Genomic DNA, 22,534 nt, shown 5'->3' on the forward strand with positions numbered 1-22,534 from the left:
CCTCAATCCCTATCTTTTTTAGTTTTGATTATTTTTTCTTCAGTGATAATGAAATCTAATTGATAATCATGTTTATCTTTTGGTATTTTATCAATTAATTGAAGTTCATATGAAAGTCCTATGGCTGTAAAATTATGACTGAGATTTGAAAGAAATTTGTCATAATATCCAGCACCATAGCCTATACGATACCCTTTTTTATCAAAAACTACTCCGGGAACTAATATTATATCTATTATTTCAGGAGATACAATATCTATTTTTTCACTTTTAGGTTCTAAAATTCCATAAGTAGAAATAGTTAAGTCATCAAAAGAATTAATCTTAGATAATAACAATTCTTTAGTTTTTACTTTTGAAATGGGAACGATTACATTTTTTTTATTTAGAAACAAATCTTCAATTATATATTTTGTTTTTACTTCTTTTCTGAAGTCCAAATAAACCATGACGTTATTTGCATTTTTATATTCTGGTAAGCTGGATAAATTATAAAATATTTGTTTGCTTTTCATATTTACATCATCAGTAGTAAGAGCATTTCTCTTTTTAAGAAAAATCTTTCTCATTTCTTTTTTTTCCATGCTATCACACCTTTATGATTTTATTATTTTAAAATTTTACTTATATTTTTACATTATTCTATATTGAATTTTATTCAATTATAGATAGACTTATAATCTTTACAAAAAAATTACATTATTTATATTTCCTTTATATCGTCTATATAAATAATTATAATATATAAGTAGGGAAAATAGTCTAAAATTCCTATCATTTGTCAAAAAAATTTTGAAGGAAAGATAGATTATATGTCGAACTTAAAATAAAGTTAGGAGTTGATGTGATGATTGAACTGATTAATATTTCAAAACGATATAAGAATGGTGTAATGGCACTTTCTAATATAAATTTAAAAATTGAAAAAGGTGAATTTGTATTTTTAGTAGGACCAAGTGGTGCTGGTAAATCCACAATTATAAAAATGTTGTTAAAAGAAGTAAAACCTACTCAAGGCAGGATAATAATAGATAATGAAGATATTACACATATTCATAGAAGAAAAGTACCTTATTTGAGAAGAAAAGTAGGAGTAGTTTTTCAGGATTTTAGATTACTTCCAAATAAGACGGTATATGAAAATGTAGCTTTTGCAATGGAAATAATTGAAGCAGCTGGAAAGGAAATACGCAAACAGGTGCCAATGGTACTTAGTATGGTAGGACTCAGCAATAAAGCAAAAATGTATCCAAATCAGCTTTCAGGTGGAGAACAGCAGAGAGTATCTATTGCAAGGGCGATAGTTAATAATCCGCCAATCTTGATTGCAGATGAGCCAACTGGAAATCTTGACCCTGAAACATCTTGGGAAATAATGAAATTGCTTAGAATGGTAAATAGAAGGGGAACAACCGTAGTTATGGCAACTCATGCTAAGGATATAGTTGATATGATGCAGCAGAGAGTTATAGCATTAGAAAAAGGACAAGTTGTAAGAGATGACAAAAAGGGAGGCTACGGTTATGAAGATTAAAACTTTTGGATATATGTTTAAAGAAGGATTTAAGAATATATGGAGAAATAGGATGATGAGCTTAGTATCCATAGGTTCTGTGTCAGCGACATTAATAATTTTAGGTATAATTTTTGTGCTTGTATTAAATATTAATAATTTTACAGAATGGGCAAAAGATCAGTTTGATGCTATCAAGATTTATTTAAGTGATGATATATCAGAAGATAGAATTGTAAAAATAGGAAAAGAAATTAAGCAGATAAGCGGAATAAAAAGCGTTGAATTTGAATCCAAAGAAGATGCTTTAAAAAAGATGAAAGAAAGTTGGGGCGAACATGGGTATCTTTTAGAAGGATTTGAAAATAGAAATCCTCTGCCAAATTCTTATACGGTATATTTAGAAAATATAGAAGATAGTGAAAAAATAGTAAACCAGCTTAAAAGTATAAGTGGAGTTGAAAAAGTAAATTTTTATAAAGATATTATAGATAAACTTATAGGAGTAACTAGTCTTATAAAGTTAATAGGATTAGCTGTAATAGCAGTATTGATAATAATATCGGTTTTTATAATAGGAAATACGATTAAGTTAGCTGTTGCAGCAAGAAAAAGAGAAATAAATATAATGAAATATGTTGGAGCTACAAATTGGTTTATTAGATGGCCGTTTTTTATTGAAGGTACTTTAGTGGGTTTAATAGGGGCTTTTCTTAGTGTATTGATAATTTATGGGACATATAAATATATATATAACTTAGTAATAAATAATTTATATGATATATTTACAGCTTATATTCTTCCAATAGATGTCATATTAAATGACATAATAGTTTTATTTATAGTATTAGGTGCGGGAATAGGTGCTTTGGGAAGTTTAATGTCTATGAGGAAATATTTGAGAGTATAAGGGAGGAGGGATATATGTGCGGAAAAATAAAATAATTACATTGATTATATCTTTGATAATGGTTTTATTTATGATTATTGAGAGCTTTGCAGTAGGTGTAAATAATGATAAAAAGAAATTAAATGAAGTTACTAATAAGATAAAGAAAATACAAAGTGATAAAAAAGAAAATAAAAAGAAACAGGAAACGGTAAGAGAAGAAATAAGGAGATTAGAAAACGAAATTCAAAAACTTGAAAGAGAATTGCAGAGTATTGAAAATAATGTCAGTAAAACAAAAAAAGAAATAGAAACAGCTAAAAATGATTTAACAAGAGCAGAGAAAGATATAAGTGATAAAAAAGATATATTAGACTCAAGATTAAGAGTAATGTATGAGAATGGAAATGTAGGATATTTGGAAGTTTTGCTTGACAGTGAAAATTTTGCTGATTTGATGTCAAGATTGGATATGATAAAGAAGATATTCAAAAAGGATATAGAGCTTTTAAAGTATTTGAAACAGCAGAGAGATTTGATTGAGGCAAAGAAAAAATCGCTTGAAGTTCATAAATCTGAGCTTATAAGTCTTTTAAATCAAATGAAAAATAAAAAAGAAAAGTTGAGAGTTTCAAGAGGAGAAATGGAAAGAGTAAAGAAAAAACTTATGAAAGACTATGCAGCTCTTGAAGCTGAAGAAGATGAACTTGTAAAGTTAGCTAGGAGAATAGAAGAAGAAATAAGAAGAAAACAATCATCTGCTAAATATGTAGGTGGAAAAATGACTTGGCCTGCACCGGGATACCATAGAATAACTTCTCCATTTGGATATAGGATACATCCGATATTAAAGACTAAGAAGCTTCATACAGGTATCGATATAGGTATACCTTTGGGCAAAAATATTGTAGCGGCACAAAGCGGTAAAGTTATACATGCAGGTTGGCTTGGAGGATATGGTAAAGTTGTGATGATTGACCACGGTGGAGGAATTGTTACGCTTTATGCACATAATTCTCGAATATTAGTTAAGGAAGGACAAAATGTGAGTAGAGGACAAGTTATATCTAAATGTGGTAGTACAGGAATGTCAACAGGACCTCATTTGCATTTTGAAGTTCGTGAAAATGGTAAATTTGTAGATCCGCTTAAATATGTCAGACCATAGTTTTTCATATAAAACAAGCCAGATAACAGCTAGAAGATAAGCAGTTATCTGGCTGTTTTCATTTACAAAGAAACGATTTTTTTGTGATATAACCTTTTCTATTCATGTTGTTGACTACATAAGTGCTACCTGCAAAATTTATAAAAAAATAAAAAGAAAACTGAATTAAAAGTTTTTTAGTATTATAAAAATTTTTAGATAAAAATCTTCGACAAAAGTGGTGTTTTTTTATGTTAAGAAGGATTTTTTCTATGGTATAATAAATATAGGAAGAAGTGTGAAAAAATGAAAAAAGGAATTAACAAGATTGAGGAGAATAAAAATGAAGAAACAAAAACTTATGAGACCCATAGTAGACTTTGCATTTAAAGCATTATTTGGGTCAGAAAATGAGGAAAGCAAAATAATATTAATACATCTTTTGAATTCAATATTAGGATTAAGAGAAAAGGAGAAAATTAAAGAAATAATCTATTTAAATCCATATAATAATAAAGAATATGAAAATGACAAACTATCAATAATGGATATAAAAGTAAAAACAGAAAAAGAAGAAATAATAGATATAGAGATGCAGATAAATAACAATGATAACTATAGAAAAAGAAGTCTATATTACTGGAGTAAATTATATAGCGAAACGATAAATGAATCTAAAGCCTATGAAACATTAAAGAAGTGTATAGTAATAAATATATTAAATTTCAATCTATTATATGAAACGGAGAAGTATCATAGTAAATTTAGAATAATGGAAATAGAAGAGAAATATGAGTTGTTAGAAGATTTAGAGATACATTATATTGAGCTTAAGAAGTTTGATGATATGAAAGACATAGAAGAAATGGACGAACTGGAAAAATGGTTGACATTTATAAAGAATGCTGGTGAAGAAGGAAAAGAGGGAAGGATAGAAAAAATAAGAAAGAAAGATGAGGTGATTGATATGGCTGGAAAGATGTTGGAAAAGTTAAGTGCAGATGAAAGGGCAAGACAGATGTATTTAGCAAGAGAAAAAGCTTTGCTGGACCAAATATCAGCAAAGAAATATCAAGAAATAATGCTGCAGCGTGCAAAAGAAAAAGCAAAAGAAGAAGGGAAAAAAGAAGGAATAAAACAGGGAATAAAACAAGGAATAAAACAGGGAATAATGGAAGGAAAAAGAGAAGGAATAAAACAAGGAATAAAAGAAGGGAAATATGAAGTAGTAAAAAATCTAATAAAAATGGGAGTAGATTTAAAGATAATTGCAGATGGAGCAGGTATAAGTTATGAAGAAGTAATGAAGATAAAAGAAAAAGCTGAAAAAGAAAAGCATTAAAGAATTTTAACAAATGGACAGCAGTAAGAAGCTTTAAAGAAATACTAAATGGATATGAAATGTTTGAAGAAAATATATTAAAAAATGTAATATTAAAAAAGAACCAAAAATGTAAGATAGTGTAGAAAAATTTAATAATTATGTTTATTTTGTTAAGAATTTGTGTATATTAATAATAATCAGGCATCTCCTAGATATTTTATTTTAAATTAATATTGCTAGGATTTAGATGTCTGATTTTTTATTTTAAATAGCTGTTAAAATTTTATAGAGTATTTTCAAATTAATTTGAGTATAAAAAGATTTTATAGTACATGATGTTTGTTTATTATGAAAAAGGCAAACGATATATTATAATTGGATTGAGAGAAAATTAACAAATGTGATGACTAGGTGGTGAATTTATTATTAAAATAGCAAGTCAAATAATCAATTTACTTAATTATTATTTATGGAATATTTTTTTACCGCTTCTTATATTATTAGGAGGATTTATAACATATAGAACATGGAGTTTTATTAATAGCATAAGTGATAAAGACAAAACTAAGTGGGAATTTTCTAAGGTTAAAACTTCTCTTTCTATATCTTTGGCATCTAAGATTGGAACAGGTGCTATTATTGGAGTTTTAACAGCTATGTGGAAGACATCAGATAATGGTGTAGGTGGAGAAAGTATAGTTTTATGGGTTTTTATAGGAATGTTTGCATTAGTTCCTTTAACGTATTCAGAGGTATTATTTTCTCAGATAACAAGAAAAACGCCTAGAGATTTTATTAATTATAACATAAATAAAAGAGCAGGATTTTTATATACTATTTGTTTAGTTATATTATATTCATTTGGTTTTGTTGGTTTTCAGTTAACAGGAATTCAAAGTGTTATAAAAATATTTTTTAAACAAAGTTTTAACTATGAATTTACGCAAAGTGGTTTGTTGTTTTATATAATAATACCTCTTATTATAATAGCGTCTATTATAGTTATAACAAAAAATCATAAACTTTTTATAAATACTTTAGGTTCTATGGTATCTATAATAATTCTGTTTTATATGGTATTTTTTATATCGTTTATATTTTTGACAAGAGGATTTATTCCAAAGTATATACATTATATTTGGAATGATTTTACAAATATTAAATCAGTTTCTATTGGAATACCGATAGGTCTTATTATAGGATTTCAAAGAATTATTCAGATAAGTGAAACAGCTCTAGGTACTAGTGCATTAGCAAGTTCTAATGCAGAAAATTCTCCAAGAAGGGAAGCTTTATTACAAACTATATCAACTATTATCACTATATTTATAGCTGTTGTAATAACATCGTATGTATTTACATATGGAAGATATAATTTTGCTAATGTGAGATTAAGTGGAAATGGATTTGAGAGAATTGCAGGATATTTAGCTAGTGCAGCTTCTGTAACTGGTAATTTTGGATTGGGAATTATAATAACTTTTTTTATCTTATCAGGGCTAACAACAGTATTAGGTTCATTTCATTTTCTTAATACAACTATGAATATGAGTGAGAATAAAAAAATTATATTTTATATAAGTTTAATAACTTTATCGGGAATACTTAGTATTTCAAATTTTGATGTAATATTTAATGCAGTAGATTTGTTAATGTTTATAGTAGGCTTTGTAAATATAATGGCAATGTTTATTTTTGTCATTAAGAATATAAATAAGTTTAAAGTTAAATATTAAATAATAAATTGTAAATTTAAATCAAATATTGGAGGGATAAAAATGGGTAGAAAAATTTTAATAGTTGGTGGAGTTGCCGGTGGAGCATCTGCAGCAGCGAGATTGAGAAGATTAAGTGAGGAAGACCAAATAATTATGTTTGAAAAAGGACCTCACGTATCATTTTCAAATTGCTGTTTGCCATATCATTTAAGCGGTATAGTAGAAGATGCTGACAGTTTAGTTCTTATGAGTCCTGAAAAGTTTTTGAAGCAGTACAACATAGAGGCTAGAGTAAACAATGAAGTAGTATCTATTGATAGAGAAAACAAAGAAATAACTGTTAAGAATTTATTGACTGGTGAACAGTACAAAGAATCATATGACAAATTAATATTATCACCTGGAGCAAGACCAATAGTTCCACCTATTCCGGGAATTGAAAATGTAAATGTATTTTCAATTAGAAATGTTGTAGATATTGATAAATTGAATAAGTTTGTAAAATCAATGGAAACTAAGGATGTAGTAGTAATAGGTGGAGGATTTATCGGAGTTGAAGCTGCTGAAAATTTAAAAGAAGCAGGATACAATGTAACTTTAATTGAAGCTATGCCTCAAATTATGAAGCCATTTGATTATGACATGGTACAAATTTTACATAAAGAATTATATGATAATGGAGTAAATTTAATAGTAGGAGATAAAGTTAGTTCTTTTGAAAAAGATACAGTTATCCTAGAATCAGGAAAGAAAGTTCAGGCTCAGGTAGTTGTTATGGCAATTGGTGTAGTTCCAGAAACTGAGTTAGCGGTAAAAGCAGGATTAGAACTAGGAGAAACAGGAGCTATAAAAGTAGATCAAAATTATAGAACTAATGATGAAGATATATATGCAGTAGGAGATGCTATTGAAGTATATCATGCATTAACTAATTCATATACTAAATTACCTTTAGCTGGACCAGCTCAAAAACAAGCAAGAGGAGTAGCAGACCACATAAATGGAATGCAAATAAATAATACAGGATTTATTGGTTCATCAGTTATAAAGGTATTTAATTATAATGCTGCATCTACAGGTTTAAATGAAGGGTTAATAAAAGCTCTTAATTTAAATATAAAATACGATGTAGTTAAAATAATTCCTGGAGATAAGGTTGGATTAATGCCTGGATGTGAATCAGTTCACTTCAAATTAATCTATGAAATACCAACAGGAAGAGTATTAGGAGCTCAAGCAATTGGTAAAGGTAATGTAGATAAGAGAATAGATGTAATTGCTACAGCTATTAAATTTGGTGCAACTGTAAATGATTTAAGGGATTTAGAATTGTGCTATGCTCCACCATTTGGAACTGCTAAAGATGTAGTTAATCTTGCAGGATATGTAGGTTCTAACTTATTGCATGGTGCATTTAAACAAGTACATTCATCAGATGTAAGAGATTTAGTAGAAAGTGGAGCTTGTATAATAGATGTAAGAGAGAAAAATGAATATGAACAAGGTCATATAATAGGAGCTAAAAACATACCACTTAGTGAGTTAAGAGAAAGATTAGATGAAATACCTAAAGACAAGCCTGTTTACTTACATTGTAGAAGTGGACAAAGAAGTTATAATGCAGTATTAGCACTTCAAAATTTAGGATTCAAAAATGTTTATAATATATCTGCTGGATTTATGGGATTATGTTTTTATGAATATTTCAATGATAAGACAACTGGCAGAAAGATGATTGTAACAGAGTATAATTTTGAATAAAAATTAAGGGGGCGTTTAAGCCCCTGATAATTTGATAATATTTATCAAGGGATAATTGTGGCAATAAACGTGAAAAAAATGACAATAGGGAGGTAATAATAGTGAAACCAGATAAATTAAGGTCGAACGAAATAAATAAGACTCAAGTTTTTATTGGGTTTGCACTTGTAGTAGCTATGGGTGTATTTGCAGCATTTCAATATACTAAAGATTATAGATTAGCACTTCATTTAATTATTGGATTGACTATTGGGTATGTTATGCAAAGGTCAAGATTTGGATTTGCAGGAGCTATCAGAAAGTTGTATTTAACTGGAGATAGTAGTTTAACAAAAGCACTAATGTTTTTATTTTCTATTACATTATTAGCAACAGCAGCAATACATTATGGAGCATTTGTAAAAGGTGCAGATGTATATTATAGAGCTGTTAAGTCAGGTGCAGCAGTAATTCCGGGTTCAGATTATGTAGAACCAGCTAACTTAGCTACTATAATAGGAGGAATATTATTTGGTATTGGTATGATGTTAGGAGGCGGATGTGCTTCAGGAACACTTACAGATGCTGGAGAAGGTGAAGGAAGAGGACTTATTGTATTATTTTTCTTTTCAACAGGAGCATTATGGGGAGCACATGACATGCCTTGGTGGACACAGAGTATATTCTTTAAAATACACAAAAGACTTTATTTACCGGATGCCTTTGGATATATGGGAACTATTGTGCTTTCTCTGTTAGGATATTTATTAATTTATGTTATTGCTAAAAAATATGAAGATAAGAGAAGAAGAGAAAATACATTAAAATTAGAGAAATATGCCGATTGGGAGAAAGAATTACCTCAGCCAAAAGAATATAAATTCTTTAGTAAAGAAACTTATCATAAGTTTTTTGTTAAAAGATGGTCTTATTATACTGGTGCAGTATTTATAATGATTATGTTTGTAACAATATTAGTTACAACAGGAACAAGTTGGGGAGTAACAGCTGTATTTGCACATTGGGCTGCTTGGTTCTATCAGGCATTAGGAATAGTAGACGTTTCAGACTGGGGATGGTTCTCAGGAAGAATGGATGCTATAAGAGGCGGATTTTTTAATCATCCGGGTTCAATGAGAAACATGGGAATAATAATAGGAGCTTTAATAGCACCATTATTAGCTGGACATTTTTCATTCAAGAAAGATTTTAGACTAAAAGATGTTTTCTTCTATGCGATAGGTGGATTATTAATGGGATATGGTGCTAGAATAGCTTTAGGTTGTAATGTAGGAGCATTATATTCTGGATTATCTAATATGTCACTATCAGGATGGGTATTTATGCCTTCATTAATATTAGGTGGTATACTTGGTGTTAAATTAACTAAAAAACTTAATATTAAAATTTAATAAATATTTTATTAAAAAATAGAAATATTTCTTGATTAATAGAGCCTGTGATTTTTGATAATCATGGGCTCTTATAGTTTTTATAAAGATTTTATAACAATGGAAATAATTTCAAAATAATGAAAATTATTTTTTGTAGACAATTGATAAAAAAATAACAAAATAGTATACTGTATATGATATATTTTATTTAATTTTGGAGGGATATATATGATTACTGTTAATGTGTGTATAGGCAGTGCATGTCATTTAAAAGGTTCTTACAATGTAATAAATAAACTTCAACAGATATTACGTGAAAGAAACTTAGAAGACAAGATAGAAATAAAAGCTGCATTTTGCCTAGGAGAATGTACTAAAGCAGTATCAGTAAAAATAGATGATGGAGAAGTTTTTTCAGTAAGAGAAGATACAGTAGAAGAATTTTTTGAAACTCACCTTTTAGGGAGGTTATAATGGTGAAATTATTAAATATTTCAGAAGCAAATTGTAGAAATTGTTATAAATGCTTCAGAAGTTGTGTTATTAAATCAATAAAAATAGAAAATGAACAAGCACACATGGTAAGTGATACTTGTATATACTGTGGTCAGTGCCTTAAAGAATGTCCTCAAGGAGCTATAAAAAAGGAAAGTGATTTAAAGAGTGTTAAGGAAGCTATTGAAAATGGAAAAAAAGTAGTAGCAAGTATAGCACCTTCATTTGTTGGTAATTTTAAATTTGATGATGCTGGACAGTTAGTAGCAGGATTAAAAAAAATAGGATTTTTTGCAGTTGAGGAAACAGCTGTAGGAGCAGAAATAGTTACGGAATTATATAGAGATTATATTAAAAAAACTTCTAAAAAGAATTTGATAACAACTTGTTGTCCATCTGCTACATTACTAATAGAAAAATATTATCCTGTATTGAGAGAATATATGATACCTATAGTATCCCCCATGTTAGCTCATGGAAAAGTTATTAAAAAAGTATATGGAAAAGATAGCTATGTAGTTTTTATAGGACCGTGTATAAGTAAGATGTACGAAGCAAATGAATTTCAGCATGAAGGAACAATTGATGCAGTAATTACATTTCAAGAATTAGATCAGTGGCTTGAAGAACAAAATATAGATTTGACTGCATTAGAGAAGGATAGTTTTAATAAAACATCATTTAAAACAGGAAGTGGATTTCCTATAAGCGGAAATATAATTAAAAATTTGGTTAAAGAAAGCAGTGAAAAAAAGTATAAATTAATACATGTTACCGGTATAGAAGATTGTATTACATTTTTAGACTGTATGTTAGAAGGTAAAATAAACAATGTACTATTAGAACTTAGTGTATGCAGAGGTGGCTGTATAGGCGGACCGGGTTCAAGTGATAATTCAGAATGTTATTATATAGCAAAAAATAAAATAGAAGAATATGTAAACAAGAAAAGAGAAAAAAATGATAAAGTTTATAATGATATAAAAGAAATAATTAGTAAAATAGATTTTTCTAAAAAATTTTTTGATAAGAGTATTCCAAGACAGATAGCTACAGAAGAAGAAATAACAGCTATACTAAGAGCTATGGGGAAATTTAAAAAAGAAGATGAACTCAATTGCGGTGGATGTGGATTTAATACATGTCGAGATAAAGCACAAGCAGTATTTGAAGGAAAAGCAGAGCTCAGTATATGTTTGCCTTTTATGAGAAATAAAGCAGAAAGTATATCAAATATTATGTTTGAATATACACCAAATATAGTATTTGCTTTGAATGAAAAGTTAGAGGTATTGGAATTTAATCCTACAGCTGAAAAAATATTCAAGATAAAAGAAGAAGATATTAAGAATAAACCTATATCAACTTTAATAGATGATTCGGATTTTATTAATGTTTTAGTTACAGGAAAAAATATTATAAAGAAGAAAATTCAATGTCCAAAGTATGGTGTTACATTACTTGGGAATATTTTACATCTCAAAAGTCAAAATGTACTTTTAGCTATTATGACTAATATTACTTCAGAAGAAAAGCATAGAGCTGAACTTAAAAAAGTAAAAGAAAATGCAGTAAAAGCAGCTCAGAATGTAATAGATAAACAGATGAGAGTAGCACAAGAAATAGCGAGTTTACTTGGAGAAACTACTGCAGAAACTAAAAGCACCCTTACTAAGCTCAAGAAAATAGCACTTGAAGAAGAGGGTGATATATAGTGGAATATTTTATTGATATAGCACATGACAGTATTAATAAATATGGTGAAGAACTTTGCGGTGACAAAGTAGAAATAAAATATTCAGATGATAGTATAATCATTGTGCTAGCAGATGGACTTGGTAGTGGAGTAAAAGCAAATATACTTGCTACTTTGACTGCTAAAATTGCCGCAACTATGTTAAAAGAGGGTTCGACTATATCAGAAACAGTAGATACAATCATTCATACTTTACCTGTATGTAAAGTTAGAAAACTTGCTTATTCAACATTTACAATAATAAATATATATAATGATGGTATGGTATATATTATAGAATGTGATAATCCTCCTATTTTTTTTATAAGGGATAATAAAATAGTAAATAACTACAAGATAAGTCAGAATATCAATGGAAAGTTGATTAAAGAGAGCAGGTTTAAAATAAAGGAAGGAGATGTACTTACAGTAGTTAGTGATGGGGTTATACATGCAGGTATAGGAGGTATTTTAAATTTAGGTTGGCAGTGGGATAATGTAGCAGAATATTTGGAGAAATTATCAAGAAAACAAAAAAGTGCAAAGAATATTTCAAAGGCACTGGTAAATACATGTAAGAGGTTATATATGGATAAACCGGGTGATGATACAACAGTAGTAACTGTAAAGATAAGAAAACCAGAGGTATTAAATATATTTACGGGACCACCTGAAAACCCAGAAAAAGACCCTTTTGTAGTAAAAGAGTTTATGAATAGCAAGGGAAGGAAAGTAGTATGTGGTGGAACTGCAGCAAAGATAGTAGCAAGAGAAATAGGCGAGGAGCTAGTAACGAATATAAATTATATTGATAAAGAAGTACCTCCAACTGCTGAAATAAAAGGGATAGATTTAGTTACAGAGGGAGTTCTCACATTGAGCAAAACAGTAGAAAAAATAAAATATTTTATGGACTCTTATAGTGAAATTTATACAAAAGATAGTATATACAAAGAAGACGGTGCTTCAAAGCTTGCAAAATTACTTATAGAGGAATGTACTCATATAAATTTTTGGGTTGGAAAAGCTATAAATCCGGCTCATCAGAATCCAGATTTTCCTATGGATTTAAGTATAAAGTTAAAAGTAGTCAATGAATTAGTTGATTTAATGAAAAAATTAGGAAAAAAAGTAAGTCTACAATATGTTTAATATTGGGGTGGAAAATATGAGAAGATTTGAAAATGATGTGCAGTTGATTAAATATGAAGTTTTGAAGGAAGTATCTAAATTAGCTATGGAAAATAAACTTGAAGAAGGGTATTTGAAAATTCCTAAAAAAATTAGTCCGGGACCTAAGCCAAGAACGAGATGTTGTGTATATAAAGAGAGAGCAATAATTGAGGAAAGAGTAAAAATGGCTATGGGGGGCAATAAAGATATAAAAAATGTTATAGAAGTTATAGACATTGCATGTGATGAATGTCCTATAAATAGATATACAGTTACAGAAGCTTGTAGAGGATGTTTAGCTAGATGGTGTCAAGAGACTTGCCCTGTAAATGCTATATATTTTGTAGGTAATAGAGCGTATATTGATACTCAAAAATGTATTGAATGTGGTAAATGCAGACAGGTATGCCCATATAATGCCATTTCAGATGTTAAAAGACCGTGTATAAAGGCATGTGAAGCAGGTGCACTTTCTATTGATAAAGAAAAAAAAGTTGTAATAGACGATGAAAAATGTGTACAGTGTGGTGCATGTGTGTATAAGTGTCCTTTTGGTGCAATTATGGATAAATCTTATATTGTGAATGTGATTAATCTTTTAAGAGATTCTAAAAAGAATAATATTAATGTATATGCTATCATTGCTCCAGCTATTTCGAGTCAATTTACCTATGTGAAGATAGGTCAGTTGGTAAATGGGATAAAGAAATTAGGTTTTCATGACGTAGTAGAAGTTGCTTTAGGAGCAGATATGGTTGCTTTTCATGAAGCAAAAGAAGTTGAAAAAGAAATAGCTGACAAGAAGGTAATGACAAGTTCATGTTGTCCAGCATTTGTTTCTTATATAGAGAAAAATTATCCTGAATTGAAAGATAAAGTTTCAACTTCAGTATCTCCTATGATAGCTATATCTAGATTGATAAAACAAATAGATGACAAGGCAAAGGTGGTTTTTATAGGACCATGTATAGCTAAAAAGCAAGAAATAAATGAAGAAGACATAAAAGGAAGTACAGATTATGTAATAACTTTTGAGGAATTAACTGCTATGATTGATGCAGCAGGAATAAAACTTGAAGAATGTGAAGAAGAACCTTTAAATAATGCATCTTTCTTTGGAAGGATATTTGCTAGAGCTGGTGGATTAATAGAAGCTATAAAACATGTAATAAAAGAGGAAAAATTAAATATAGATTTTAAACCTATAAGTTGTGATGGATTATCTGAATGTGATAAAGCTTTGAAACTTACAAAGTTTGGCAAATTAAATGGCAATTTTATTGAAGGAATGGCTTGTGTAGGTGGATGTATAGGTGGAGCTGCTTCAATACATCATGGACCAAAAGACCGTAGCGAAGTAGATAAGTATGGTAAATTAGCGATTGAAAAGAGTATTAAAGATGCATTGAGAGTAATAGATATTGAAAAAATTAATTTGAGTAGAGGATAAAATTTAATAGATTTTAGATTAATAATTTGAAATAAAAGGTCTATAAGGAAAATCCGGATAGCTGCTAAATATTTAGCAGTTATCCGGATTTTTTAGTTAATTTGTAACCTGCATTTGTACCTTGTAGAGAATTGAGAACTGATAACTAATAACAGCTTATTATATTTTTTGCAAAAACTTTGTTTAAAACTGGCAAAGATGGTATAATGAATAATGAAATTTAATAGAATAAGATAGCAAGGTTTTTTGTCTTTGATTAAATAGGATTAGAGGTGAAAGTTTATGATTAAAAAAAGAACAGCATTTTTTGGAGCAATTATATTAATTGTATTTACAATGTTTGTTACAAGTATTGCAGATAACATGATAGCAATTAAATTAGGTGATAAGGTAGTAATAACTAAAAAAGATTATGATTATATGGTAAAACTTCAAAAAGACTTAGGAAAAATGCTAGAACTTAAAAAATTTATAAAAAAATATTATTATAAACCTGTAGATGATAAAATTTTTGCTGATGGAATTATAAAAGGTTTATTTGAATCTTTAGGAGACCCTTATTCAGTATATATGACAAAGTCAGAGTTTGATAGTTTTAAAACGCAAACTAAAGGAATTTATGGAGGTATAGGAGTAATAGTTAGTCCCGGTAAGGATGGTTACATTACTGTAGTTGCACCTATTGAAGATACGCCAGGTGAAAGAGCAGGGATTATTTCGGGAGATAAAATAGTTAAAGTTAATGATAAAGAGGTAACTGCAGATAAACTTGAAGAAGCTGTGGCTATGATGAAAGGTAAGCCGGGGACTACTGTGGATTTAACACTTATAAGACCTAATAACAAAGAACCTATACATGTATCTATAAAGAGGGAAAAAATTAGACTCAAAACTGTTAAATCTAGAATTATAGATAATAATATAGGTTATATAAAAATAACTATGTTTGATGAAAAGACATCAGAAGATTTTAAAAAACATTTGAGAAATTTAGAGAAAAAAAATATTAAGGGATTGATAATAGATTTGAGAAATAATCCGGGTGGTTCTTTAAATGAATGTGTAAAAATAGCTGATGAATTATTAGGAAAGCAAATTATTGTCTATACTCAAGATAGAACAGGTAAGAAGGAATACAAGTACTCAGATGATAAAAAGAAAGTTAATTATCCATTTGTAATATTAGTAAACGGCGGAAGTGCAAGTGCTTCTGAAATATTGACTGGTGCAGTGAAAGATACAAAATCTGGGGTTATAATAGGTACAACGACTTTTGGTAAAGGATTAGTTCAAATGGTTGATGAACTGCCTGACGGTACAGGATTTAGATTGACAATAGCTCAATATTTTACTCCAAATGGCAATTATATTCATGGTACAGGTATAAAGCCAGATATTGTAATTGATTTGCCTGAAGAATTAAAAGGTAAGATTGAATTAAGTGATGAAGAAGATGTCCAACTTCAAAAAGCTTTAGAAGTATTGAGAAATAAGATAAAATAATTTTTATACCCGGGAGTATCCCGGGTTCAATAATATTTATATAAAGGTGGATAGTTTATGGAGTGGTTAAAATTACTTGTACTTTCTTTTCAATCTATTTTTACAATACTTTTCAATCCTTTTTTTTGGCTGATTATATTTTTAATATATACGCAATATAAAAAGGTTTCTAGAATGGAAATTTCTCTTTTAGGGGAAGAAAAAGCTACTGCAAAGGAGAGAGTTTTTTCTTCTTTTGGTGTAGGGATTTTAGGAGGGGTATTGGGAACATTATTGATGACGGTTTTAGGTGTAACAGTACAGTTAGAAGATTTTAGATATATTTTGCCGCTTGCTATAATACTTATGATGATAAATATAAGGTATTTATGCTTTTCATATGCAGGTGGAATAATTTCTCTTTTTAGTCTTATATTTGGATTTCCAAAAGTAAACGTTTCTAGTATAATCGCAATAGTTGCAGTTTTACATCTTATAGAAAGCATTTTGATAAGGATAGATGGATATAGACATCCAACTCCTATTTTTATAAGACATGATATATATGGTATAGTAGGAGGATTTACTCTTCAAAGATTTTGGCCAATTCCATTTGCAGTTATATTAGTTATATTAGCAAAACTTCAAGGTGCAACAAATATTAATCTTCCAGATTGGTGGCCTTTATTTATACCGAAGGGATTAGATGTAAATAATATAACTCTTCAATTAACTGTTATTGTTGCTGCTTTAGGATATGGAGATATAGCAATAAGTAGTAGTCCAAAAGAAAAAGTTAAAAAATCTTCATTTAGATTAGCTCTATATAGTATATTACTTTTGATTTTAGCTGCAATATCATGTCATATATATATATTTAAATATATTGCATCTTTATTTGCTCCAATTGCTCATGAAGGGCTAATTATATACAGTCAAAGAGAAGAGAAGAAAAGAAGACCTATATACAAAAATCCTCCTAAGGGAATTACTGTTTTAGATGTAAAAAGAGGTAGTGTTGCTGAAAAAATGGGAATAAAATCGGGAGATATAATTTGGAAAGTAAACAATTATGTTATTGACGAAAAAGAAGATTTATTATATATTTTAAGGCAATTTCCTTCTTTTATATGGATTGAAGTTATAGATGAAAAGGGACGAAGTAATGTACTAGAGTATGCAGATTATTTAAATGGAATAGGTTCTCTTGGAGCAATTATAGTGCCGAGATTTTCAGATGCAGTTGTTTCACCTCAAAATAATATGAGTATTATAAAAAATTTGTTTAAAAAGTTTATAAAGAAATAAGTTATCGATAATGAGAGATTTATGTCTTAAATTGTAGAAATATGATATAATTGTTGATAAGGAAATTAGTGTATGAATTGTGCAGTGTAGGAGGTCTTATATGTTCAATAATTCAAGGATTCCGTATATCAATTTAATACCATTATTTATTGTTATTTTTATATTATATAGGATTATAAATCATATAGATGTTTTTATATTTATTAGTAGAGATTTTTTGACTATATTAAGTCCTTTTATATGGGCATTTGCCATAGCATATCTACTTAATCCAATGATGACTTATCTTGAAAAAAAATTTGGACTTAAGAGGGTTTGGAGTATATTGATTATATATTTATTTACAATAGGACTTATAACAGTAGGAATTACTATAATATTCCCTAAAATTATAAAAAATATAGGTGACATTCTAAAAGATTTACCTGATTATTTTGATAAGACAGAACAGTGGATAACAAGTAAAATTAACAGTTTGAAATTACTTGATAAATATGGAGTAACTGCATATGTTGAAGAAAATATAAATTCAATGATTCAAAAACTTAGTGGTTATTTAAAAAATGTCTTGAGCACAGCAGTTTCAAAGATTATTATTGTTACATCGACTTTTTTAAGAATTATTTTAGCCTTAATAATTTCGGTATATATTTTAAAAGATAAGGAAAAGTTTATAAGAGGAATAAAGAGAATGATGTATGCTTTATTAAATAAAAAAAGCGTAGATAATTTATTTGGATTTTTAATAGAACTAGACCAAATTTTTTCAAAGTTTATAATAGGCAAATTTATTGATTCTTGCATAATAGGAATATTGTGTTTTGTTGGATTAATAATAATTGATGCTCCTTATTCGCTTCTTTTAAGTATAATAGTAGGCATAACAAATATGATACCTTACTTTGGACCGTTTATAGGTGCTATACCGGCAGTGGGAATAACTCTTTTTTATAGTCCTGTAAAGGCTTTATGGGTTTTACTGTTTATACTTGCACTTCAGCAATTTGACGGACTTTGGCTTGGACCTAAGATATTGGGAGATAAAGTAGGTTTAACTCCATTTTGGATAATTTTAGCTATAGTACTTGGGGGAGGAGCATTTGGAGCTATAGGTATGTTTTTAGGAGTTCCAATATTAGCAGTTATTAAAGTATTTTTTGAGAGGTATATAAACAGAAAATTAAAAACTCGAAAATTGGATATATAGTGTTTTGTTTATCAATAGTAAAATGACAAATTACTGATGAGCATCAGTAATTTGTCATTTTTTAATTATAAAAATAAGTATTTTTTGTTGTAGAAATTATATATTTAGGCAAGAAATAAAAAAAAATAAAAAAATTTTATTTTATCGACAAATAGTAACAATATTTTTGGAAAAATTTTGATATTATATACATGGTAAAAAAAGTATGTTGTTTAATTTATTTTACGGGGGATTAAAAAATATGTTAAATTATGTATTTATTACGATTTTAGTTTCTTTTCCGGAAACGTTATTAATACTTTTATTAGGTTTAAACCTTTCTAATATAATACATATTAATAATTTAACTGTTTTTATTATTGCATTTATACAATCGATAATTGCTTTATTAACGAGAATACTTAATATAGATTTAGGAATTCATACGATAATACAGATTATATCACTATATTTATTGATTGTATTATTTTTAAAATTGAAGTATTACAAAGCAATTATTCCGGTATTAATAGGTTCTCTATTACAGGGTATAATGCAGAGTATTTCATTACCTATAATTAGTTGTATCTTAGGTGTAGAATTAGTTGATTTATATAATAATCCAAGAAATATAGTCATATTATTTATTCCTATATTGATAATATCGTCTATATTATTAGTGATAGTGAGAAAAAGGCATATCGTGTTTTGCGATATAAGTAGTTAGAAGGGGATTATCATGGAGAATAAAAAAAAATATATTATAATTTCGACTATGTTATTTCAGACACTGCTAATAATTATTTATAATATATCGATATTAGGGTCATCTACATTAGTTAATCTTAAAAAGAGTATTCCTTTTTTTAATATATTTATTGGTGTAACAACTATTTTAATACTTATTTCTTTTAAGGAAATAAACGATTATGAGAAAAAGGAAGCTGAACTTAGACTAATGAAATCTAATATGAAAAATGTAGAGGAATTAATAACTTTACTGCGAACACAGAGACATGAATATTTAAGTCATATACAGGCTATAGGTGCAATGCTCTATCTTGAAGAATATAAGGAATTAAATAAATATTTAAGGGGAATTTCGACAGAGTATAGATTTACGAATGAAATTGTTAGATTAGGACATCCTGCTTTAACAGCATTAATAAATACTAAAAGGGAATTAGCTAAGGAACAAGGTATAGCATTTTATATTAAATGCAAACATAAAATTAATCTAGAAAATATTAATTCATGGGATTTGTGCAGTTTGTTTTCTAATTTGATAGAAAATGCTATAGAAGCTGCTTTGGCATCAGAAGGCAAAAAGTGGATAAAAATTATGATAGATAAGAAATATGATAAATATATCTTTAAAATAGAAAATACAGGTAAAATAAAAGATGAAATAAAAGATAAAATATTTGAAGCAGGTTTTACTACACAAACTTCTGTTGGAAGAGGATATGGACTATATATAGTAAAGAAAATAGTGAGTAAGTATGAAGGAACTATAAATTTTAAAAATACAGATAAAGGAACAGTTGTGTTTACGATTTCTTTGCCAAGTGAGGTAAATAAGTATGATAAAAAAGTTAGCTGATAATATTGCTTATTATATATCTAAAGAACTAGGTTATAATGATGAAAAAAGTGAAATACTTTCATATGGCTTGGAAATTTTTCTTGGAACTACGATAAAATTATTGAGCATATCAGTTTTTGCATATTTTTTAAATACTTTTGAAACTACCATGATAGTATTAATATCATTTATAATATTCAGACGTATAATTGGTGGAACACACTGTAATACATATAATAAATGTTACTTTTTAAGTATATTTTTAATTTTAATGTTGGGGATATTGGGAAATATTATAAAACTTTCACAAGAGAGTAACTATATAGCGATTTTGTCAGTTTATATATTTGCAGTAGTATCATCTGTTTTATGGGTTCCAGCAGGAACAGAAAAGAAAATGATAAGAAATAAGAATTTAAGAAAAAAAATAAAAGTCAAAACTATTCTGCTTTTAAGTATATGGTTGGGGGTTGTATTTTATTTAAGCAAAAACAGTTTATATTACAGTTATATCTTTTCAAGCCTATTAGGTGTTGTATCTGCATTTTTATTTACAACACCTTTAGGATATAGACTTATCAATTTTAAACAACTTAAGATGAATCTTAAGCAAGGGGGGGAATAGAGAATGCTAAAGCAAATTAAAACATTCTTGTTAACATCAGCAGCTAGTGTATTAACATTAGTAGCTATGACTGGTGTTAGTACTAAAAGCATGTGGTTGCTTTATGAGCCAGATGCACCAAAGAGCTTAAAGAAAAATTTTTAATTTAAAGATGAACATGTAATAAAAAAGTAAAAAAACAGTAAATATTTGTTTATGATATTATATTTAAGTCATATGGAATGTGCATTTTGTATATCTCCATATGACTATTTTTTTACATAAGAAAATATTTTGAATTGTATTTTTCAATGAAATATTTTTTGTTATTTGAAATTATTTTAAGTAAGTTTATGAGGTTGTCTATTTCGGCAAAATTGTTGTATAAACCAAAACTTATTCTTACCATTCCAGGATGAGGCATATCAGGATTTTTAATACGTTCGTCTATTATTTTTTTATTTATGTTTAATAGTCTGTGTATATAAGGGTGAGCACAAAAGCATCCATTTCTTACTGCAATACCGCCTTCATAAGAGAGGATATTGGCTAAAATTTCATGGTGAATTCCTTTGATGTTGAAAGTAATTATACCTAATCTGTCTTTATAATTATTTGTGTCTCCATACAGAATAATGTCTGGCACTTCTTTAAGTCTTTTTATTACATAGTTTAATAGTTTTTTTTCATGTTCAAAAATATTTTCCATTCCTATTAGGCTTAATGTATTTATTGCAGAAATCAGAGCTATTACGCCGATTATATTAGGAGAACCTGCTTCATCTTTATGGGGAGATTTTGCCCATTTAATATAATCATGGGTAACTATATCTATAGTTCCTCCACCTGAGTATTCAGGTTCTCCTTTTTCAAAGGTTGATTTAGGACCAATTAAAACACCTATTCCAAAAGGTGCATACATTTTATGAGCCGAAAAAGCTAAGTAGTCAATGTGTTCTGGAGAATTTTTAGGTTTCATATCAATTGGTGCATGAGATATTAATTGAGCAGCATCTACTAAAATTTCTGCACCATATTTGTGGGCTAATTTAGCAATTTCGTGTATTGGATTTATATAGCCTGTTACATTTGAAGCACCTGTGACAGTTACTAATCTAACGGAATTTTTATATTTGTTGAGTTTGTTTTTTAAATCAGCAATTGATAAACGACCTTTACTATCTACTTCAATATAGTCTATATTAAATCTTTTTCGCCAAGGCAAGTCATTGGAATGGTGTTCCATTAATGTAGATAGTACTACATTTTTATTTTTTTCTGGTAGGAGTCTATGAGCTAATTTATTTATTGCTTCAGTAGTATTTTTTACGAAAATTATTGTATCACTGTTTAGATTTGCATTTATAAATTCCATAATTGTTTCTCTGGATTCTTCATACATTCTTGATGAATATTTTGATTTATAACCTGTTCCGCGGTGAATGGAAGAATACCAAGGAGCAAATCTATTTATATCATTTATGACTGTTTTAAATGGAGGAGTAGTAGCAGCATTATCAAAATTTATAGCAGTAACATATTTACCATTTGATAAAGGAACTTTACAATTGATTCCGACTATTTCGTTTCTTATATTTAATTGTATTTTTTTATCTATCATACTTTCACCTACCGAATCCATTGTATAATATCAATTTATTCGAAAAATATAGTTATTGTGATATTAAATTTAATATAATATTTATATTTTATTGACTTAAATGTAAAAGAATTATATAATTTATTCAATGAAGCGAACTAATGTTTGAAAAAAGTTTAGGGGTAGGGGTG

General features: G+C 28.3%; 20 protein-coding genes. 18 read left to right on the top strand and 2 right to left on the bottom strand.

Annotated features, from left to right (window positions below; genetic code table 11):
* Nucleotides 1–2: 2 nt before the first annotated feature.
* Nucleotides 3–584, bottom strand: coding sequence for a 5-formyltetrahydrofolate cyclo-ligase (locus BUA90_RS07425; protein WP_072967180.1), 582 nt, complete (start codon nt 582–584; stop codon nt 3–5).
* A gap of 263 nt (nt 585–847) precedes the next feature.
* On the opposite strand from BUA90_RS07425, the gene ftsE reads away from it, so the two are divergent.
* The 18 genes from ftsE (at nt 848) to BUA90_RS07515 (ending at nt 20,908) form a co-directional block, all read left to right on the top strand.
* The gene (ftsE, locus tag BUA90_RS07430) at nt 848–1,534 is read left to right on the top strand and encodes a cell division ATP-binding protein FtsE (protein ID WP_072967182.1); all 687 of its coding nucleotides are present in this window, start codon (nt 848–850) and stop codon (nt 1,532–1,534) included.
* Complete coding sequence (ftsX, locus tag BUA90_RS07435) at nt 1,524–2,423, top strand: permease-like cell division protein FtsX (RefSeq protein WP_072967184.1); 900 nt, start codon at nt 1,524–1,526, stop codon at nt 2,421–2,423. Before ftsE ends, ftsX begins: the two co-directional genes overlap by 11 nt.
* Before the next feature lie 16 nt (nt 2,424–2,439).
* Nucleotides 2,440–3,570, top strand: coding sequence for a murein hydrolase activator EnvC family protein (locus BUA90_RS07440; protein ID WP_094756795.1), 1,131 nt, complete (start codon nt 2,440–2,442; stop codon nt 3,568–3,570).
* Between the two features lie 322 nt (nt 3,571–3,892).
* The gene (locus tag BUA90_RS07445) at nt 3,893–4,891 is read left to right on the top strand and encodes an Rpn family recombination-promoting nuclease/putative transposase (RefSeq protein ID WP_072967186.1); all 999 of its coding nucleotides are present in this window, start codon (nt 3,893–3,895) and stop codon (nt 4,889–4,891) included.
* Nucleotides 4,892–5,475: 584 nt separating this feature from the next.
* Nucleotides 5,476–6,609, top strand: a complete 1,134-nt coding sequence (locus tag BUA90_RS07450) for an alanine:cation symporter family protein (protein ID WP_465220308.1) — start codon at nt 5,476–5,478, stop codon at nt 6,607–6,609.
* 42 nt (nt 6,610–6,651) lie between these two features.
* On the top strand, nt 6,652–8,352 hold the full coding sequence (locus BUA90_RS07455; protein ID WP_072967190.1) for an FAD-dependent oxidoreductase: 1,701 nt from the start codon (nt 6,652–6,654) through the stop codon (nt 8,350–8,352).
* 101 nt (nt 8,353–8,453) lie between these two features.
* Nucleotides 8,454–9,743: a YeeE/YedE family protein gene (locus BUA90_RS07460; RefSeq protein WP_278302320.1), complete on the top strand. Its 1,290-nt coding sequence runs from the start codon at nt 8,454–8,456 to the stop codon at nt 9,741–9,743.
* 183 nt (nt 9,744–9,926) lie between these two features.
* Entirely contained in the window at nt 9,927–10,199 is a 273-nt protein-coding gene (locus tag BUA90_RS07465) for a (2Fe-2S) ferredoxin domain-containing protein (protein WP_330390699.1), read from the top strand.
* A 2-nt stretch (nt 10,200–10,201) separates the two neighbouring features.
* Nucleotides 10,202–11,935 carry a [Fe-Fe] hydrogenase large subunit C-terminal domain-containing protein gene (locus BUA90_RS07470; protein WP_072967284.1) on the top strand — a complete coding sequence of 578 codons (1,734 nt, stop codon included), beginning with the start codon at nt 10,202–10,204 and terminating at the stop codon, nt 11,933–11,935.
* The gene (locus tag BUA90_RS07475; protein ID WP_072967194.1) at nt 11,935–13,107 is read left to right on the top strand and encodes a PP2C family protein-serine/threonine phosphatase; all 1,173 of its coding nucleotides are present in this window, start codon (nt 11,935–11,937) and stop codon (nt 13,105–13,107) included. The genes BUA90_RS07470 and BUA90_RS07475 overlap by 1 nt, the downstream gene beginning before the upstream one ends.
* 16 nt (nt 13,108–13,123) lie before the next feature.
* The gene (locus tag BUA90_RS07480) at nt 13,124–14,578 is read left to right on the top strand and encodes a 4Fe-4S dicluster domain-containing protein (RefSeq protein ID WP_072967196.1); all 1,455 of its coding nucleotides are present in this window, start codon (nt 13,124–13,126) and stop codon (nt 14,576–14,578) included.
* A gap of 282 nt (nt 14,579–14,860) precedes the next feature.
* Complete coding sequence (locus BUA90_RS07485) at nt 14,861–16,081, top strand: S41 family peptidase (protein ID WP_072967198.1); 1,221 nt, start codon at nt 14,861–14,863, stop codon at nt 16,079–16,081.
* 57 nt (nt 16,082–16,138) lie between these two features.
* Nucleotides 16,139–17,368, top strand: coding sequence for a PDZ domain-containing protein (locus tag BUA90_RS07490; RefSeq protein WP_072967200.1), 1,230 nt, complete (start codon nt 16,139–16,141; stop codon nt 17,366–17,368).
* A 100-nt stretch (nt 17,369–17,468) separates the two neighbouring features.
* On the top strand, nt 17,469–18,575 hold the full coding sequence (locus BUA90_RS07495; protein ID WP_072967202.1) for an AI-2E family transporter: 1,107 nt from the start codon (nt 17,469–17,471) through the stop codon (nt 18,573–18,575).
* Between the two features lie 241 nt (nt 18,576–18,816).
* Nucleotides 18,817–19,281 (top strand): hypothetical protein, encoded by a 465-nt coding sequence (locus tag BUA90_RS07500; RefSeq protein ID WP_072967204.1) that lies wholly within the window; start codon nt 18,817–18,819, stop codon nt 19,279–19,281.
* A gap of 12 nt (nt 19,282–19,293) precedes the next feature.
* Complete coding sequence (locus tag BUA90_RS07505) at nt 19,294–20,157, top strand: sensor histidine kinase (RefSeq protein ID WP_072967206.1); 864 nt, start codon at nt 19,294–19,296, stop codon at nt 20,155–20,157.
* On the top strand, nt 20,138–20,764 hold the full coding sequence (locus BUA90_RS07510; RefSeq protein ID WP_072967208.1) for an accessory gene regulator ArgB-like protein: 627 nt from the start codon (nt 20,138–20,140) through the stop codon (nt 20,762–20,764). The genes BUA90_RS07505 and BUA90_RS07510 overlap by 20 nt, the downstream gene beginning before the upstream one ends.
* A gap of 3 nt (nt 20,765–20,767) precedes the next feature.
* Nucleotides 20,768–20,908, top strand: a complete 141-nt coding sequence (locus BUA90_RS07515; protein ID WP_072967210.1) for a cyclic lactone autoinducer peptide — start codon at nt 20,768–20,770, stop codon at nt 20,906–20,908.
* Between the two features lie 112 nt (nt 20,909–21,020).
* Here the strand turns inward: BUA90_RS07515 and BUA90_RS07520 are convergent, their stop codons facing one another.
* Entirely contained in the window at nt 21,021–22,364 is a 1,344-nt protein-coding gene (locus BUA90_RS07520; RefSeq protein ID WP_072967212.1) for an aminotransferase class V-fold PLP-dependent enzyme, read from the bottom strand.
* Nucleotides 22,365–22,534 lie beyond the last annotated feature (170 nt).

This window comes from Caminicella sporogenes DSM 14501 (assembly GCF_900142285.1).
GTDB classification, from domain to species: domain Bacteria; phylum Bacillota; class Clostridia; order Peptostreptococcales; family Caminicellaceae; genus Caminicella; species Caminicella sporogenes.